Source organism: Dialister sp. CAG:357 (assembly GCF_000435155.1).
In the GTDB taxonomy this organism is placed as follows: domain Bacteria; phylum Bacillota; class Negativicutes; order Veillonellales; family Dialisteraceae; genus Dialister; species Dialister hominis.
In genome coordinates, this window is sequence record NZ_FR896361.1 from 18,525 (window position 1) to 35,406 (window position 16,882).

Below are 16,882 nucleotides of genomic sequence, written 5' to 3' on the forward strand. Positions count from 1 at the left end.
TATGCTGAACTTTGACCAAATGGAGAAAATGACACTTCAGATTCTCCCCTACCTTCCTGCGACGCTGGAACTTCTCCTCCTCTCGCTCCTTCTTGCGATTGTGCTGGGACTTGGGGCAGCCCTTTCCCGCATCTACCGCATCCCCGTCCTGCAGCGTGTCTCCCAGGCCTATATCCTTCTCGGACGCGCCGTACCGACACTCATCATCCTTTACGTCGTCTTCTACGGACTGCCGATGATCCTCCTCATGATCCGCGGTCAGGCAGATCTCACCCTCATCGCCGCGATCCCGCCATTCGCCTATGCCGTCGTCGGACTTGGCCTCCACTCCGGAGCCTACCTTGCGGAAATCTTCTACTCCGCCTTCTACTCCGTCCCCAAAGGACAGATCGAAGCCTCCCAGGTCATAGGCCTTTCCACCTACCGCACCGTGAAGAACATCATCCTTCCGCAGGCACTCACCTTCGCTCTCCCCATGATGGCCAACGAAGTCCTGAATCTCCTCAAAGGCACCTCCATCGCAGCCCTCATCACCGTCGTCGAACTCTTCGGCGCCGCCAATATTCAGGCTGCCCTGACGAACCTTTACCTCGAGATCTACATCTCCGCCGCCCTCATCTACTGGGCGCTCAGCATAGCCATCGAAAGAGGCTTCCGCTTCGCAGAAAGAAGAGCAGGCTTCTACCTGAGATAGGGAAATAGAAAAGGGTCTGTGACGAAATGTACAATCATTTCGCCGCAGGCCCTTTTGCGTGGGTATATACGAGCAGAGGATACCAACATATATATTTGTGTTATCTGAAAACCTTACAACCAAGGCTTTGCCTTGGGGAGATGAACCCCTTTCGGCCATTATAAAAGTTCTGCAAACACTTCCATGATTTCATAAGCAATCATCGGTATAATGGCCACTTTCCCCTGACGGGGACAGCTTTCCCGCTCGTTTGGGAAGGGAGGAAAGGTAATGCGGCGGTGCTTCAAGCCCCATTTCCCGCACAAAAAAACTCCCGTTTTCACGGGAGTCATTTGTTTTCGTCTCAGCGGTTCGGGCTGATGACTACGTATCTGTACGGTGCTTCTCCTTCGGATTCGGTGGAGACGGAGGGATCATCCTGCAGTGCGAGATGGATGATTCTGCGTTCTCCTGCCGGCATCGGTTCGAGTTTGACGGGTTCGCCGGTTCTTCTTGCTTTGCCTGCGAGTCTGTGTGCGAGGGCTTCCAGGGTGTCCTGGCGGCGTTCTCTGTAGTTTTCCACGTCAAGCATGACGAAGTAGTGGTGACGGAAGGATTTGCCAGCAGCAAGGTTTGTCAGGTACTGAAGCGCATCCAGTGTCTGGCCGTGTTTGCCGATGAGGATGCCGAGGCCTTCTCCGTGGAGGGAGAGGAGGATTCTGTCTTCGTTCATCATTTTTTCCATGGTGACGTTGAGGTGCATGCCCTTGAATACGTTTTCGAGGAATTTCTTCGCTTCTTCAGCAGTCTGTTCCTGCTCTTCCGCATTGAACGGGGCTTCTTCTCTGCCTTCTTTGTGAGCCGGTTTTTCTTCGTTTTCCTTGGATTCTGTTTCTTCAGGTTCCTTGGATTCTTCAGCGGCTTCAGCCGGAGCTTCTGCAGCTTCTTCGGTTCCTTCCTTGGCTGGTTCTTCCTTGGTTTCTTCGGCTTTTGGTGCTTCTGCCGGTGTTTCTTCGGCTTTCGGTGCTTCCGGAGTTTCTTCTGCTTCCGGTTCGTCTACGGCGGATACGTCGACGACGGCCGGTTTCTTGTGGATCAATCCGAAAAGTCCGCCGGAGGGCTGTTCTACGACATGAACGATTGCTTCTTCACGGCTGATTCCCAGCTGTTTTATGCCGTCTTCTACTGCGGCTTCAACTGTTTTTGCTGTGACTCTGACTGTTCTCATTTCGTTTCATCAGCCTCCCCGGGTTTCTTATCGTTGTTCTTTTTATCTTCTGCTTCCGGACTTGCTTCGGGAGCTTTCTTTTCTTCTTTTGTTTCCTCTTTCGGAGCGTCTGCCTTCGGAGCTACTTCAGCTTGTTCTTCGCTTTCAGCTTTTTCGGCTGCTTCCGGTTCTTTCTTCTTGACTACCTTTTTGATGACTCTTTTGCGAATGACCTTTTTCTTCTTCGGTTCTTCGGTCTTGACTTCATCTTCGTCTTCATGGTTATGGACTGTCAGTACGCCTTTTTTGGAAACGCCGAGACGGTCAACCATTTCTTCACGATACATGATGGTCTGCTGCACGAGCTGGTACAGGTTGCAGACAATCCAGTAAATGACAAGTCCGCTTGGGAAGTTCAGCGACATCCACCCGATCATAATCGGCATGAGAAGAAGCATGGTCTTCTGGTTGCCAGGAGCATCTTTCGGCGTGGTCTGCCAGGAAATGACGAAGGTAGACGCAGCGGAAAGGATCGGGAGGATATAGGTGGAGTCCGGTACGGCAAGGCTCTGCAGCCAGAGGAAGCTTTCATGAGCCGGGTCGTAGGCGAATCCCTGAAGGGCATAGTAAATGGAAACCAGGAATGGCATCTGGATGAGGAGCGGCAGGCAGCCTGCGAGAGGCGAAGCGCCGTGTTCCTTGTACAGTTTGCCCATTTCTTCACGCAGTTTGTTCGGATCGTTCTTGTACTTCTTCTGGATCCGCTGCATTTCAGGCTGGATTTCCTGCATGGCCTTCATGGACTTGATCTGTTTTAAGGCAAACGGGAGCAGGAGGGTCTTGATGATCACTGTCAGGACAATGATCGCGATCCCGTAGCTCGGGAAGCCCATATCGTTTGTAAACTTGTAGCAGAATTCGAGGCTGACACGCATGATGTCTGCGAGGAAGCCTACAAAGGTACTCAGAAGCGGTATCTGAAAATCACTCATTCATTGACTCCTTATACGGTCTGTATTCCAACCGTTAAATGCCCCGGCTTTCTGAATTTCAAGAGCCGGGTGAGTTTTGTGCGGAAATCCGCAGCGGGGAAATCCACCGCTTTCTTGCTTGGCTTTTGTTATGGGTGCTTGTAAAAGCCGCCTGAATGGATGGGCCTATCAAAAAAAGCAGCGGTCACGGCAAAGGATCGTATCCACCCTTATGAAAAGGGTGACACTTGCAAATCCGTTTGACGGCGAGCCAGCTGCCTTTCAGGGCGCCATATTTTTGTACCGCCTGCAGAGCATATTCGCTGCAGGTGGGGTAAAAACGACAGCAGGGAGCCTTAAGGGGTGAAATAAAGGTCCTGTAGAATCGTATCAATGCGATAAGCAGATTCTTCATGACTGCACCAGTATTCCGGCTTTACGCCACAAGGCCAGGACAGCCTTTTCCGCCTCCTTATAAGTCGCTGTGGTCAGGAAGCTTCCTGCCAGCATGATCGCCTCATAATTGGGCGAAAGTTCTGCCCGGTGAAGGCGGTAAACCTCCTTCATCAGCCGTCTTGCGCGGTTGCGGTCCACGGCATGGCCGATTTTTTTCGTCGTTACAAAACCGATCCGGATGTCTCCGCTCTTGACCCTGGTGACATAAAGCAGTCCAGCCCTGTTGCTGAACCTTTTCCCGGAACGGTAAATTCTTCGGTAATCCCTGTTCTGTCTGATCCGGTAGGAACGGAGCAAGCGGTGCCCCGTCTGTTCCTTGTTCTCTAGATTAGGCACTTAATACCTTTCTGCCTTTTGCTCTTCTTCTCTTCAGAACAATACGGCCTGCTTTCGTCTTCATACGAGCGCGGAAACCGTGAGTCTGTTTTCTCCAGTGATTGTTCGGCTGGAACGTCATCTTTGCCATTAGTCAACACCTCCTTACGTAGTGGCAGTGCCATTTATCTGCACCATAACAGACTAATTATAGCTAAGTCGGGCATGGCTGTCAATGAAAAAACCTTTACAAAAGACGGATTTATTCCTATTTTCTTCTGTTTTCTCTTTCATTTCCCAGTTTTCTTTGCATAAAAAAAAGAACGCCCCCGAAAGGTTCCGGAAGCGTCTTCTCAAAAGACTCAGGCCTGTGCTTTTTCTGCCATGGAAACGGCCCATTCTCCTGCGCGGCGGAAGTCGTCCTCATTCGGATGCTTTTCCGCTTCCTGCAGACGTGCCAGTCTGTCAGGGGTCATCGGATGGACGAGCTTGGCGTGCTCGCTGCGCTTTCCGATGTGGAAGGAATGAACGCGGCCCTGGCTGATGAAGGTGCCGAGGCATTCGGAATCTTCCGGAAGAAGTGCGGCTGCATTGTCGAGGTAATCCCTGGCTGCCTGGGAATCCGGATAGGTGCCGGCGGTTGCGAAGATGGCAACCTTCTTTCCATGCAGCGACTCGATCGTGCGGCGCGCAGTGAAGTCAGCTCCGCGGCGGAAGCCCCAGAAGCCGACGAAAATCAAATCATACCCGTCCACTGACGGCTGGCGGCCTTCCTCGAAAATGTCCTTTTCGCCCGGAAGCGCTTCATAAACGGCTTCGGCGATGGCTTTCGTATTTCCTGTACAGGAAGACCAGAGTACTAAAGATTTCATAGATAGTTCCTCCTCATTGAACTAATGATATGAACGGCGCCGGACTCTTGATTAAGCGCCTTTTTAATAGTACATGGAAGGGCGTTTTTTGTCAAAAGCGCGTTTGACACCGCTCTTCCCCTTCTCTTATGATGAATACAGAAAAAAGAAAGGAGGAGCCTCATGAAACGCTGGATCATGCATGTGGATATGGATGCGTTCTTCGCGTCCGTCGAGCAGAGGGACAATCCCGAGCTGCGCGGAAAGCCTGTCATCGTCGGCGGCGATTCCCGAAGAAGCGTTGTCGCCACGGCTTCGTATGAAGCAAGGAAGTTTGGCGTACACTCGGCGATGCCGTCGCTCAAGGCGCACGAGCTTTGCCCGGAAGGCATTTTCGTGAGGCCCCGTTTCGATGCTTACAAGAAAGCGTCGGATGAAATCCATCAGATCATGCTCCACTATGCCGATGCGTACGAGCCGATTTCCTTAGACGAAGCTTTCCTGGACATTTCGGGCATGGGCGAGAAATACAAGACGCTGGGTGCCATCGGTCGCGCGATCAAGAAAGAAATCTATGACAAGGTCCACCTCGTCGCCTCTGTCGGGATTGCGCCCAACAAGTTCCTCGCCAAGATGGCAAGCGACATGGATAAGCCGGACGGCCTTTTCATTATCCCTTACGGAAAGGAAAAGGAAATCCTCGCCCCGCTTCCCGTCCGCCGTCTATGGGGCGTCGGGAAGGTGACGGAGAAGAGACTCATCGCTTCGGGCTACAAGACGATCGCGGATATCCAGAATGCGCCGCCCGGCGAGCTGGAGTCGCTCTTTGGCAGCCGCGGCGGAGAGCTCCGTGCGCTTGCTTTCGGAAAGGACGACCGCCCCATCGAGTCCGAGCGGAAGATCAAGTCGATCGGGGATGAGGAAACGTACGAGCACAACCTGACCGATCCCGAGGAAATCGACAGGCAGATTGCCATCCACAGCGACATCGTCGCGCAGAGGCTCCGGAAGCACGATCTCACTGCCAGAACCATTTCCCTTAAAATCCGCTTCGGCTCTTTCGAGACGGTCATGCGCTCCATGTCCCGGGAAGACGGGACGAACCTGCAGGAGGAAATCTACGCGATGTGCCAGGAACTCCTCCAGCGCATCCCCATCCGGGAAGGCATCCGCCTGATCGGCGTCACGGGCTCGAATCTTTCCTCCGGCCCGCGCATGACGTCCCTCTTTTCCCATGACTGGGAGAAACGGGAAAAGGCCGCCCGCGCGATGGATGAGATTCAGAAGAAATTCGGCAGGCAGGCGCTCCGGAAGGGCTTCTGGCTGGAAGAAGAAGCGAAGAAGGACTCCGGGAAGGAAAAAAACAAGGATGAGTGAATTTCCTCCCCTGTTTTCATAGGCGTATAATAAATGTATATATAATGTAAGAAGAAAGGAGAACTTTCATGGTTAATGAAGATAGAATGAGACATACCTTCGAGGATCTCGTAAAAATCGACGCACCGAGCAAGGGCGAGCGCGAGGTCTGCGATTATCTGAAGAAGAAATTAAGAGCACTGGGCGCTGCCAAAATCACCGAGGACAATAACGGCTCGGTCAATGGCGGAAACAGCGGCAGCCTGATTGCTGTATTCAACGCGAATACGGAAGGCCTTCCTTCCATCGCGCTGACGGCTCACATGGACTGCGTGGAAAACTGCCGTGGCATCGAACCCGTCCTGGAAGACGGCGTGTACCGCTCCAAGGGCGATACGGTTCTTGGCGGCGATGACAAGGCAGGCGTTGCTGCCATCCTGGAAGGCCTTGCCCTGATGAAGGAAACGTACATCCCGCATGGCAAAGTCACTGTCATTTTCACCGTACAGGAAGAAATCGGGCTCTGCGGCTCCTCTTCCATCGAAGAAAAATACATCTCCGGCATCGATTTCGGCTATACGCTCGACGGCGACGGAGCTGCCGGCTCTGCTTATACCGCAGGACCGTCGGAATACACCCTCGACTTCACCTGCAAGGGCATCGCTGCCCATGCCGGCATGGCGCCTGAAAAAGGCACGAACGCCATCGCCATGGCAGGCCTTGGCATTTCCCTCTGCCCGACAGGAAGAATCGACGATGAAACGACATGCAACATCGGCCTCATCGAAGGCGGCACGGCCGTCAACATCGTTCCTGACCGCTGCGTCGTCCACTGCGAAGCAAGAAGCAGAAACGATGAAAAACTCGAAGCCCTTGTCGCTAAGATGGAAGCTGCCTTCAAGGAAGCAGCCGCCAAGTTCCCGGAAGGATCTTTGGAAATCAAGAAAGAAAAGACATATGACTCCTTCTGCATCAAAGACACCGATCCCGCCCTCCAGCTCTTCCGCGCCGCATGCGCTGAAGCAGGTTACCGCGTGACCGCTGGCCCCTCCGGCGGCGGCAGCGATGCCAACTGGTTCGGCACCAAGGGATTCCCGTCCCTCTTAGTCGGTGTCGGCATGACAGACTTCCATACGAACCGCGAATCCCTCAAAGTCAAGGACCTCTACGAAGCAGGCGATCTCGTCTACCATATCATTGAAGCAGAAAGCCACTTCGCAGGCCATTAATCCGATCATTCGGGCCGAAAGACCATTTCCTGAAAGGAGACGATTATGCTTCCACAGAAATTTTTCGACGTCCTGAAACACGAAGGCGTTGTATCCCTCACCACATGGGGCCGTGATGTCCCCCATGTCACAAACACATGGAATTCCTACCTCGTTATCACCGATGACGAGAGAATCCTCGCTCCCGCAGCCGGCATGCACCACCTGGAAGAAGACCTTGCCGTCAACGACCGCATCATCGTGACACTCGGCGCAAGAGAAGTCGAAGGAAGAAACGGCTACCAGGGCACCGGCTTCCGCGTAGAAGGCAAATCCCGCCTCGTCAGCGAAGGAAAAGAATTCGACATGATGAAGGAAAAATACCCATTCCTGAGATCCGTTCTGGAAATCACCGCAGAAACTGCTGTGCAGCTGCTGTAAGGGGGAAAGAAAAAAAAGAGAGAGCCATGTATGCGTACATACATGGCTCCTTTTGTGTGGAAAAACTCGGATTCCTTGGGAAAGAGAAAGACCGTAAAACCTCGCTTCGCTCGAGGGAGATAAACCTCCTCAGACGCCTCCGGCGCCAGCTCCCCCTACGGGGCGAGCTCGAACACCCTTAAACCTCGCTACGCTCGCGAAAGTCCAAAACCATAAAGCCAAGGCTGGCGCCCTTGAAGAAATACAACTCATCCGCCCCGTACACTAACTTATGAGATATTTGTGTTGCTGCCGCTGATGTCAACTGGTATACGGCGCACCTTCTCTTCCAGAGCAAGGTTAAAGGCATTCTTCCATGTCTGAAAAGGAAAGTGTTAGTGCCGCCAAAAGGTCCGGTTTTCCACTGTCTCTTCATTTTGACAATCAAAAAGCCCGTGATTGCTCACGGGCTTTTTTGATGCATCGGATTGGGCATTAGTTGCCGAATTCGTCGGCTCCGCCGAGTTCCTGGCGTTCCGGGTTCTTGACGTACTTAATCTGCTGGCAGACGCATTTGTCTTTCAGCTTGTACAGTTCCGGCAGGAAGTCCATCGCGCGGTTGAATGTCTCATCGTTGATGGAGTACTTAGTCCAAAGTCCTTCACGACGTGCGTTGACGACGCCAGATTCGATCAGAATCTTCATGTGGTAGGACAGTGTGGACTGTGACAGCGTGAAATTGGAAAGAATGTCGCCTGCGGACATTTCGCGGCAGGAGAGCATGTCTACGACTCTCAAACGTGTCTCATCAGACAGCGCCTTGAAAATGCTTGCGAATTCCTTGTAGCTTGGCTGGAAATCCATGATAAAAGGCTCCTTTCTGAACCTATGTATCCGGGCGGTCACCGATTCATTCAAGATTATCCTCAATTCCTGCAATGAAAAAACGGAAAGGATTTCCCTTCAACAGATCACTAGATCCGCACTTCCTATCCCTCCGGCGCGGCCTGAGGTCTATCTATGAACCAGCTGACTCCTGAGACGTTCATCAAAAATTAATGGTGAATCCTATCCAATCGATACATTTAAATATTTTGCTCAAAACCATTGTAACTCACAAAGCCGCTTCTGTCAATCCAAATTTCTAGATATTGGGAAAGTTCATAACCTGACATCACATATGATAGAAAACAGATTGTTCGACACAATAGCGAGCTTTCTCTATAAGTAACATTATTCTAATGCATATTTGCGATTTTGTCACTAAAAAAATTAATAACTATTCATTTTGGCACAAACTTTTTTAAACCTATCGAAATTTTTATACCTATATTACTAAATGTTTCTTTCTGTGCATCGAAAGGCACAAAGCTCGATACTCATTGATGAAAATAAAAGGAGCAACAGGAATGTGTAATCATTTCTGCAGCTCCTTTTGTGCCGGGATATTCGGTCGGAGGATGATCCAACAGAAGTATTTATTTGTGTTATTTGAAAACCGACTCAAAGAAAAAGTAAAACATAAAAACCGTACAGCCGCCTTGCAGGCTGAGAAATGATGTTTCAGACGCCTCCGGCGCCAGCTCCCCCTACGGGGCGAGCTCTGACACCCTTAAACCAAGGCTTTGCTTTGAGGAAAGCCATAAAACCTCGCTGCGCTCGTGGAAAGGCAAGGTCAAGACCGGCCTGCGGCCCTTCTTCACGTCTGGGAAGGCGAGTAATTCGCTCAGCGTCCCGGATTATTTCTTGAATGTCCAGTATCTGGGGACGAAGATGTCTTCGAAGAGGTTGATGGCGAAGTTGTCGGTGAGGCCGGAGATGTAGTCTACGGCGGCCTGGGGGATGTTTCCTTCTGCCAGGACGACTTGTTTTTCAGGAAGGCGGCCTTCGTGGTAGGTGCCGTCTTCTTTCTTTTCTGTGTAGTAGTCGTAGAGCATTTTTACGACGTTGCTGCCGCGTTTCCTGTCCGGGATGAGGGAGGCGGACATGTAGACTTCATCGAACATGAAGCGGCGGAATTTGAGGAGGATTTCGTCTCCTTCTTTTGACATGTGGATGTCGTCTTCGTGTGTTTTCATGGAGTTTTCCACGACTTCGGTGACGAGGGCAGTGATCATGGATGAGTGGGTGACGCCGATTTTTGCTTTGACGTCTTCGGGAAGTTCGGCTGCGCTGATGAGGCCCATGGTTTCTGCGTCTTCGTAGTCGTGACAGAGGTAGGCGATGCGGTCGGCGTACTTGATGAGGCTTCCTTCGAGGGTGCTGGCTTTGAGTTTGCCGCAGTGGTTGAGGATGCCGTCTTTGACCTGGACGGTGAGGTTCAGTCCTCTTCCGTCGCGTTCGAGTTTGTCGACGATGCGGACGCTCTGTTCGTTGTGTTCGAAGTGGCCGGTGATTTCCTGCAGGGCCTGTTCTCCTACGTGGCCGAAGGGGGTATGGCCGAGGTCATGGCCTAAGGCAATGGCTTCGACGAGGTCTTCGTTCAGGCGAAGGGCTCTTGCCATGGTGCGTCCGATCTGTGCGACTTCGAGGGTGTGCGTCATGCGTGTCCTGTAATGGTCGCCCATCGGCGCGATATAGACTTGTGTCTTGTGTTTGAGACGGCGGAAGGAATTGCTGTGGAGGATCCTGTCTCTGTCTCTCTGGAAGGCAGTTCTCAATGGATCTGGTGCCTCGTCTCTGTCTCTCGTGGAATTCACGGACAGAAATGCTCTATCGCAGACGATCTTGCTTTCTATTTCTTCACTCCGTTCGCGGATTTGCATAAAAGACCTCCTTGTATAAAAAGCGGCTTGCCGCTCTGGTATATGGATACATGTCTATATTTTACCATAGAAATGAGAAAGAGTCTCATAATTCTCTAAAACCGGAATAAAAAAGAATGCGCACCTTTCGATACGCATTCTTTGATCTTAATATTTATCTCCGTATGTTTCCTTGTTTTTCTGGACGATGGCCATGATGCGGCTGGCTGTCTCTTCGATGGCTTTGTTGGATACATCGAGGACGAGGCAGTGGAGCTGGCGCATGACTTCCTTGGCATAGGAGAGTTCGTCTTCTATGCGTGCAATGTCCGTGTAGTTGGCTGCGCCGGAGAAGCCGAGCGCTTTCATGCGTTCGCTTCTGATGGTATTGAGTTTGTACGGATCAATGATGAGTCCGATCAAACGGTACGGCGGCACGTGGAAGATTTCTTCCGGAAGCGGTACTTCCGGTACGAGCGGCAGGTTTGCCACTTTGAATTTCTTGTGTGCCATGTACATGGACAGCGGTGTCTTGGATGTACGGGATACGCCGAGCAGGACGACGTCTGCTTTGGCGAAGCCGGCCGGATTCTTTCCGTCGTCGTACTTGACGGCGAATTCAATGGCTTCTACTTTCTTGAAGTATTCTTCGTCAAGTTTGTGGATGATTCCAGGTTTCATTCTTGGCTTCGTGGTGGTGATGGTGCCCACGGTATCCATCATCGGTCCCAGGATGTCGACGTAGCGGACGCCTTTAGCGTCGGCAATTTTTTCAAATGTTTCGCGCAGCTCACGGCTGACGAGTGTATGACATACGACAGCATTGTGTGATGCTGCTTCGTCGATGACTTTCTGAATCTGTTCTGCGTGACGGATGAATGGCACGCGGATGATATCGATGTCTTCATCGAACTGGCTGATGGTGGCTTTCGCTACGCTTTCAGCCGTTTCCCCGAGGGAATCGGAGACGACATAGACTTCCGGTATTTTAGCCAAAGACATAACCCCCTCTTATTGTTTGCCTTTTCCCAGATCGAGGAAGAGACGAGTGATATTTGTTTTAGAAATACGGCCCTGGAGAATGAATTTCTTCTCCCCTCCCACGTCCTTAAAGGTGCCTACGGGCAGGCAGTCAATCTCGTAGTCGATGAGTTTCTGGGCAATGGAGACCATATCTTCTTTCGGTTCGGCGTAGATCATCTTCGAGCGGGATGTCATGACCATGGAGATCGGCACCTTCGCGAGGTCTTCTCGTCCCATGGCTGCTTTCAGCAGATCTTTTCTGGAAACGACGCCAAGTACGTCGTCTTCTTTGCCTACGAAGAGTGTGCCGATGTCTTCTGTGAAGAGGAGTACGGCTGCATCATAGGCGTTCGTGTCCACGTTGACCACGATCGGGCGTGACATGCAGGATTCTGCTGTGCAGGAACGGATTTCAGCGGCTGCGGGGTCTTCCCCGCCTCCGAGATAGTAATAGCCAAGTCTGCGGCGCGCGGCAATGACTTCTCCGGAAAGAAGGACTGCCAGATCGCCGCGCAGGGCGCTTCGCGTAACGTGAAGGCGCTCGGCTATCATTTCGCCCGTGATAGGTCCGTTCTCCCTCACGATGCGCGTGATTTCTTTTTGACGGCCGGTTAACTGCATCTTGTACCTTCCTTTTCTTCTGCTTGACAGAAATTTATGGCAAACCGGGACTGCATAAACAGCCCCGGAAATGCCGGATCTTTACATTTGACCGGCAGGAAAATGTCCGGAGATTTTTCCAGCGCGCCGGTTTATTTCATTACCAGGTATAGTCGGTCAGATCCTGGAGTCCTCTGCCGGTAGCAGCGTCAAGCATGAGTCTCTGTTCGATGCGTGCGACGTTTCTCTTGGTGGCTTTGACCATGTCCGGGTTGACGGATACGTAGTCGATGCCGCTCTTGACGAGGAATTCAGTGAAGTCCGGGTATACGGACGGTGCCTGTCCGCAGATGGAAACGGTCTTGCCGTCCTTGTGTGCGGTGGCGATAAGGTGACGGATAGCTCTCTTGATAGCCAGGTTTCTTTCATCGAAGAGTGCGGAAACAGTGTCGTTGTTTCTGTCGCAGCCAAGGATGAGCATGGTCAGATCGTTGGATCCGATGGAGTAGCCGTCGACGAACTGGTTGAACTGGTCAGCCAGGATGATGTTGGACGGGATTTCTGCCATCAGGAACAGTTTGAAGTCCGGGCCTCTTTCGAGTCCTTCTTCTTTCATGATAGCGGTAACTTTAGCTGCTTCGTCTACGGTTCTGCAGAACGGGATCATGCAGTTCAGGTTCTTCAGGCCGAATTCTTCGCGGACTTTCTTGACTGCTTTCAGTTCGAGGCGGAATGCAGCGGTGTATTTCGGATCATAGTAACGGGAAGCGCCTCTCCAGCCGAGGAGGTCTGCCGGTTCTTCCGGTTCGTATTTGTCGCCGCCCTTGAGGTTTCTGTATTCGCCGGACTTGAAGTCGGAGAAGCGCAGAACAACGGGTCTTGGAGCGAGTGCACGGCATACTTTGGAAATGCCTTCAGCGAGCATGTCGATGACTTTTTCCGGTTTGCCCTGTTCGATGAGGTACAGCGGATGTTCATGGATGAATGTGGTCCAGATGAATTCTTCGCGCATGAGGCCGATGCCGTCGCATGGCAGTGCGGAGTATTTGTCAGCGAGGTCCGGATCGCCGAGGTTCATCATGACGCCTGTGCCGGTCGGTGCGAAGTATTCAGCCTGTACGACCTGAGTGCCCTGGACCTGAGCGGTTTCAGCCTGCTGCGGTTTTACAAGGTCAGCTACGATGCCTTCGTAAACGATGCCGTTCTGTGCATCGATGGTGATGTCGTCGCCAGTCTTGAGAACGGAGGTAGCTTCTACGCTGCGGCTCTTTGTGCCGACAACGCATGGGATGCCGAGTTCACGGGAAACGATGGATGCGTGGCAGGTCATGCCGCCAGCGTCGGTAACGATGGCAACTGCTTTCTTCATAGCCGGTACCCAGTCAGGAGAGGTCATCATGGTTACGAGGACTTCGCCTTCCTTGAATTCGTCGATGTCTTTCGGATCAGTGATGACGTGGCATTTGCCGGAAGCCATTCCCGGGGAAGCCGGAAGACCTTTAACGAGTACCTTATGATCAGTTGTCATTTTCATTTCAGTGCCTGCCTTCTTTTCTTTATTTCTCTTGGACCAAACGGTTTCAGGACGAGCCTGCAGGATCCAGATGCGGTCCTGATGATCTACAGCCCATTCCATATCCATGTAGCAGCCATAGTGTTTTTCAATGGCTTTAGCGTATTTAGCAAGGGTTACGACCTGTTCATCGGTCAGAGCCTGGGATTTTGCCAGGTTTTCCGGAACGGTTCTTTCTTCTACGTCCCCGCCTTCCTTGCGGACGAGTTCAATGGATTTTTCATTGATCTGACGGCTCTTAATGGTAAGGTCGTCTTTGTTGACGATGAAGTTATCCGGGGTAACTGTGCCCTGTACGACGTATTCGCCGAGGCCCCAGGATCCTTCGATCATGATGGTGCTGTCGTCGCCGTTTGCGATGTTGACGGTGAACATAACGCCTGCGACTTTGGAGTCAGCCATCATCTGGACAGCTGCGGAAAGAGCCACGTTTTCATGGTCGAAATTCTTCTTGGCTCTGTAGTATACAGCGCGGTCAGTGAAGGTGGAAGCATAGCATTCCTTGACCTTGCGGATGACCATATCGCGTCCGGTAACGTTGAGGTAGGTGTCCTGCTGGCCTGCGAAGGAAGCGTCCGGCAGATCTTCAGCGGTAGCGGAAGAACGGACAGCCACATAAGGATCTTTTTCATTGACCTTCTGTGCGAGTTCTTCGTATGCATCACCGATAGCCTTTGCCAGGTCTTCCGGCATTTCTGCAGAAGCGATGCTTTCGCGGATCTTTGTGCAGACTTCATGGAGTTCCACGGAGTCTTCTACATCGGTCAGGTCTTCAAGCAGTTCATGGATCTTCTTGTTCTGTCCTGTTGTTTCCATGAAATATCTGTAAGCATGAGCTGTCGTAGCGTATCCATACGGTACCGGCACGCCCGTGGAAGTCGTCAGTTCGCCCAGGGAAGAAGATTTCCCGCCAACCAGTGCGACATCTTTTCTGTGCAGTTCGTCAAACCATAAAACATAAGCTTTCTCTACGTCCATCATATCCTCCTAGAAATGAAGAAAAGAATTAGTTTGAAATGTACACTTAATCTCAAATTTCTTTACTAATAGTATACCTAAAATGATACGTTGTCAAATGCTTAATCAAAAAAAGAGGGATACTCAAAGGAAATAAACATATGCTTTTCGCATCCATGAAGCAATTCATGCTGATTTACTCATCTTTGAAAGAAGGATGAAGCTTCCCCTATTTCGCTTATCCTGTAGATTTTGAAGAGTTCCTCCCTATTTGTCTACAAAAGAGCGATTGGTGTATACAGCTTCATTAAAATCTTATATAAAGACTTATAAGAAAGATATGGTGTACGCTTTTGGGCAATAAAAAAGAGCTGTGGCAGAATGATTAACCATTTTGCCACAGCCCTTTAAGATCTGATTACAGGATGAAGTAGCGTACTTCAATGTAAGCAGCTGCGATAAAGAGGGAGAGAAGCATCAGAGGGAAGCACCATTTCATGAATGTGCCGAAGGAAATGTTGTGACCTTCCTTCGCTGCGATAGCGACCATGATGACGTTCGGGGATGCACCGATCATCGTGCCGTTGCCGCCGAAGCAGGCGCCGGTAGCCAGTGCCCACCACATGTAGTCGGCATGGCTGATGCCCATGAGGCTCTGCATATCCTTGATCAGAGGAATCATGGTAGCCGTGAACGGAATGTTGTCGATGAATGCGGACGCAATGCCGGAGAGGAACAGGATGAGGTATGTGATCAGATGGTAGTTGCCGTTGACGAGTTCGATGCCCCACTGAGCGATCGCCGTGATGACGCCGGCATTTTCCATACCGCCGACCAGTACGAAGAGGCCCATGAAGAACATCAGTGTATCCAGGTCGACTTCCTTCATGATTTCGTCCGGGTTAAGGCCGCAGACGAAGAGGGCAACGAAGCCGCCGGTCAGGGCGACGGTAGCGGACTGCAGTCCGAAGTAGCCGTGTACGACGAAGCCTGCAATGGTCAGTGCCAGGACTGTCAGGGAACGGTTGAAAATCTTTCTGTCTTCAATGGCAGAAGAAATATCGATAGCATCGACTTCTTCCTGGCTCATGTGCTTGGACGGCAGTTCCTTCCTGAACATGAAAAGGATGCAGACAAGCGTTGCTGCGATAACGATCAGCACGACTGGAGCCAGATTGATCAGGAAGTCGTTGAAGTCGAGGTGCGTAGCGGAACCGATCATGACGTTTGGCGGGTTGCCGATCATGAGGGCTGTACCACCGATGTTGCACATCAGGATTTCAGAAACAAGGATAGGTACGGGAATAATGTGAAGCATACGACAAAGAGAAATCGTCATCGGCGCAATCAGGAGGGCTGCCGTGACGGAGTCAATCATAGCCGCACCCACTGCGGTGACGAGAGAGAGCAGGACGAGCAGCTCTCTTGGAGACCCTTTGGACATTTTCATCGCCCACAGGGCCAGCAAACGGAAGAAACCGGATTTCTTGACGACGGCAATCAGGATCATCATGCCGCACAGAAGACCGATTGTATTGAAGTCAATGAACTGTTTGATGGCTTCATCCTGCGTAACATAGCCGCAGTAGAGCATCGCACCGCCGCCGAACATGGCGCAGATCGTACGCGGAATCTTTTCTGACATGATAGCGACGTAAGTCAGAACGAAAATAGCAATTGCAAGGTAAAACTGCATCGAACCACTCATGAATTATCAGAACTCCTCTCAGACCCGAATCTTGAAGGGGCTCCCATTCCCCTTCCCGGATTATTTTATATATTTTAGCACAATGCATAAAAGAAATAAATAATCAATTATGCATGTTTATATTTATTTCTCATAGCATGCAATCTATTATTCCTTAAATTCATTATGGTACGCCTTATGTTTCCATAAGTTCATCGAAGATGCATATAATGTAAAAATAATAAGTGGAAAGAAGATGCAAATGAGGCCGGCTGCAATAAAAAAGACACAAAAAAAGAACTGTAAAAATGATGTCTCATTTCTACAGTTCCCTTGAGGATCCGTTGGCAGGGGTAGGTGGAGTCGAACCACCGATAACGGAGTCAAAGTCCGTTGCCTTACCGCTTGGCTATACCCCCATATATGATCAGGCAAGCCGTGAAATTAGGTAAAAAAAATGGGGCGAGTGGTGGGGCTCGAACCCACGCATAACGGAGCCACAATCCGCCGTGTTAGCCGCTTCACCACACCCGCCACATATAGAGTCATATGACCAGAGCCATATGACGTTGATAATCATATCACATACGGCACGCCTCGTCAATTCTTTTTCGCTATTTCCGTCTGATTTTTGTAAAAATTTATCTCTGGATTATCTGCGGAAAAGATTTCTGCGATCTCTTTTATTTTATATATCTATTATATAGCACTTAAGGGATATGTCTGAATGTCCTTTTCCTTCAACGAACCATTCCCTTTGTAAATTTTGAAATGACAAGAGCGGCGTTCAAACGTATAATAATAAATAAGGCGGATTGTATAATTAAGTTGAACACTTAAA

The 16,882-nt window shown here is 50.9% G+C and carries 16 protein-coding genes and 2 tRNA genes; 4 read left to right on the top strand and 14 right to left on the bottom strand.

Features of this window, described 5'->3' with window-relative positions:
- Position 1: 1 nt before the first annotated feature.
- Positions 2–694: an amino acid ABC transporter permease gene (locus tag M3200_RS00950; protein WP_022381670.1), complete on the top strand. Its 693-nt coding sequence runs from the start codon at positions 2–4 to the stop codon at positions 692–694.
- Positions 695–1,037: 343 nt separating this feature from the next.
- On the opposite strand, the gene jag is transcribed toward M3200_RS00950, so the two are convergent.
- The 6 genes from jag to M3200_RS00980 all read right to left on the bottom strand — a co-directional run bounded on the left by jag (position 1,038) and on the right by M3200_RS00980 (position 4,494).
- Positions 1,038–1,901 (bottom strand): RNA-binding cell elongation regulator Jag/EloR, encoded by an 864-nt coding sequence (gene jag, locus M3200_RS00955; RefSeq protein ID WP_022381671.1) that lies wholly within the window; start codon positions 1,899–1,901, stop codon positions 1,038–1,040.
- Entirely contained in the window at positions 1,898–2,872 is a 975-nt protein-coding gene (locus M3200_RS00960) for a YidC/Oxa1 family membrane protein insertase (protein WP_022381672.1), read from the bottom strand. The genes jag and M3200_RS00960 overlap by 4 nt, the downstream gene beginning before the upstream one ends.
- Positions 2,873–3,056: 184 nt before the next feature.
- A complete protein-coding gene (gene yidD, locus M3200_RS00965) occupies positions 3,057–3,266 on the bottom strand; it encodes a membrane protein insertion efficiency factor YidD (RefSeq protein ID WP_108850200.1) in 210 nt (69 codons plus the stop codon).
- On the bottom strand, positions 3,263–3,643 hold the full coding sequence (rnpA, locus tag M3200_RS00970; RefSeq protein ID WP_022381673.1) for a ribonuclease P protein component: 381 nt from the start codon (positions 3,641–3,643) through the stop codon (positions 3,263–3,265). The genes yidD and rnpA overlap by 4 nt, the downstream gene beginning before the upstream one ends.
- Positions 3,636–3,773 (bottom strand): 50S ribosomal protein L34, encoded by a 138-nt coding sequence (rpmH, locus tag M3200_RS00975; RefSeq protein WP_008860520.1) that lies wholly within the window; start codon positions 3,771–3,773, stop codon positions 3,636–3,638. Before rpmH ends, rnpA begins: the two co-directional genes overlap by 8 nt.
- Before the next feature lie 211 nt (positions 3,774–3,984).
- Positions 3,985–4,494, bottom strand: coding sequence for a flavodoxin family protein (locus tag M3200_RS00980; RefSeq protein WP_022381674.1), 510 nt, complete (start codon positions 4,492–4,494; stop codon positions 3,985–3,987).
- A 162-nt stretch (positions 4,495–4,656) separates the two neighbouring features.
- Here M3200_RS00980 and M3200_RS00985 point away from each other — a divergent pair, with 162 nt between their 5' ends.
- The 3 genes from M3200_RS00985 (at position 4,657) to M3200_RS00995 (ending at position 7,478) form a co-directional block, all read left to right on the top strand.
- Complete coding sequence (locus M3200_RS00985) at positions 4,657–5,850, top strand: DNA polymerase IV (protein WP_022381675.1); 1,194 nt, start codon at positions 4,657–4,659, stop codon at positions 5,848–5,850.
- 68 nt (positions 5,851–5,918) lie between these two features.
- Positions 5,919–7,058, top strand: a complete 1,140-nt coding sequence (locus M3200_RS00990) for a M20/M25/M40 family metallo-hydrolase (protein WP_022381676.1) — start codon at positions 5,919–5,921, stop codon at positions 7,056–7,058.
- Between the two features lie 45 nt (positions 7,059–7,103).
- The gene (locus tag M3200_RS00995; RefSeq protein ID WP_022381677.1) at positions 7,104–7,478 is read left to right on the top strand and encodes a pyridoxamine 5'-phosphate oxidase family protein; all 375 of its coding nucleotides are present in this window, start codon (positions 7,104–7,106) and stop codon (positions 7,476–7,478) included.
- Between the two features lie 474 nt (positions 7,479–7,952).
- Here the strand turns inward: M3200_RS00995 and M3200_RS01000 are convergent, their stop codons facing one another.
- The 8 genes from M3200_RS01000 to M3200_RS01035 form a co-directional block, all read right to left on the bottom strand.
- Positions 7,953–8,321, bottom strand: a complete 369-nt coding sequence (locus M3200_RS01000; RefSeq protein WP_022381678.1) for an ArsR/SmtB family transcription factor — start codon at positions 8,319–8,321, stop codon at positions 7,953–7,955.
- An 875-nt stretch (positions 8,322–9,196) separates the two neighbouring features.
- A complete protein-coding gene (locus M3200_RS01005) occupies positions 9,197–10,222 on the bottom strand; it encodes a deoxyguanosinetriphosphate triphosphohydrolase (RefSeq protein ID WP_022381679.1) in 1,026 nt (341 codons plus the stop codon).
- 147 nt (positions 10,223–10,369) lie between these two features.
- Positions 10,370–11,197: a pyruvate, water dikinase regulatory protein gene (locus tag M3200_RS01010; RefSeq protein ID WP_108850931.1), complete on the bottom strand. Its 828-nt coding sequence runs from the start codon at positions 11,195–11,197 to the stop codon at positions 10,370–10,372.
- Positions 11,198–11,212: 15 nt separating this feature from the next.
- Positions 11,213–11,845: a helix-turn-helix transcriptional regulator gene (locus M3200_RS01015; protein ID WP_022381681.1), complete on the bottom strand. Its 633-nt coding sequence runs from the start codon at positions 11,843–11,845 to the stop codon at positions 11,213–11,215.
- A 139-nt stretch (positions 11,846–11,984) separates the two neighbouring features.
- On the bottom strand, positions 11,985–14,375 hold the full coding sequence (gene ppsA, locus M3200_RS01020) for a phosphoenolpyruvate synthase (protein WP_022381682.1): 2,391 nt from the start codon (positions 14,373–14,375) through the stop codon (positions 11,985–11,987).
- 397 nt (positions 14,376–14,772) lie between these two features.
- Positions 14,773–16,062 (bottom strand): ArsB/NhaD family transporter, encoded by a 1,290-nt coding sequence (locus tag M3200_RS01025; RefSeq protein ID WP_022381683.1) that lies wholly within the window; start codon positions 16,060–16,062, stop codon positions 14,773–14,775.
- A gap of 324 nt (positions 16,063–16,386) precedes the next feature.
- Positions 16,387–16,460: transfer RNA gene (locus M3200_RS01030), tRNA-Gln, on the bottom strand.
- Positions 16,461–16,499: 39 nt separating this feature from the next.
- Positions 16,500–16,575 (bottom strand) — tRNA-His (locus tag M3200_RS01035).
- Between the last annotated feature and the right edge of the window lie 307 nt (positions 16,576–16,882).

Bases quoted from the DNA above. Each gene is read 5' to 3' on its own strand.
- M3200_RS00950 (WP_022381670.1), top strand. From the start codon at position 2: ATGCTGAACTTTGACCAAATGGAGAAAATGACACTTCAGATTCTCCCC.
- jag (WP_022381671.1), bottom strand. From the start codon at position 1,901: ATGAGAACAGTCAGAGTCACAGCAAAAACAGTTGAAGCCGCAGTAGAA.
- M3200_RS00960 (WP_022381672.1), bottom strand. From the start codon at position 2,872: ATGAGTGATTTTCAGATACCGCTTCTGAGTACCTTTGTAGGCTTCCTC.
- yidD (WP_108850200.1), bottom strand. From the start codon at position 3,266: ATGAAGAATCTGCTTATCGCATTGATACGATTCTACAGGACCTTTATT.
- rpmH (WP_008860520.1), bottom strand. From the start codon at position 3,773: ATGGCAAAGATGACGTTCCAGCCGAACAATCACTGGAGAAAACAGACT.
- M3200_RS00980 (WP_022381674.1), bottom strand. From the start codon at position 4,494: ATGAAATCTTTAGTACTCTGGTCTTCCTGTACAGGAAATACGAAAGCC.
- M3200_RS00985 (WP_022381675.1), top strand. From the start codon at position 4,657: ATGAAACGCTGGATCATGCATGTGGATATGGATGCGTTCTTCGCGTCC.
- M3200_RS00990 (WP_022381676.1), top strand. From the start codon at position 5,919: ATGGTTAATGAAGATAGAATGAGACATACCTTCGAGGATCTCGTAAAA.
- M3200_RS00995 (WP_022381677.1), top strand. From the start codon at position 7,104: ATGCTTCCACAGAAATTTTTCGACGTCCTGAAACACGAAGGCGTTGTA.
- M3200_RS01000 (WP_022381678.1), bottom strand. From the start codon at position 8,321: ATGGATTTCCAGCCAAGCTACAAGGAATTCGCAAGCATTTTCAAGGCG.
- M3200_RS01005 (WP_022381679.1), bottom strand. From the start codon at position 10,222: ATGCAAATCCGCGAACGGAGTGAAGAAATAGAAAGCAAGATCGTCTGC.
- M3200_RS01015 (WP_022381681.1), bottom strand. From the start codon at position 11,845: ATGCAGTTAACCGGCCGTCAAAAAGAAATCACGCGCATCGTGAGGGAG.
- ppsA (WP_022381682.1), bottom strand. From the start codon at position 14,375: ATGGACGTAGAGAAAGCTTATGTTTTATGGTTTGACGAACTGCACAGA.
- M3200_RS01025 (WP_022381683.1), bottom strand. From the start codon at position 16,062: ATGAGTGGTTCGATGCAGTTTTACCTTGCAATTGCTATTTTCGTTCTG.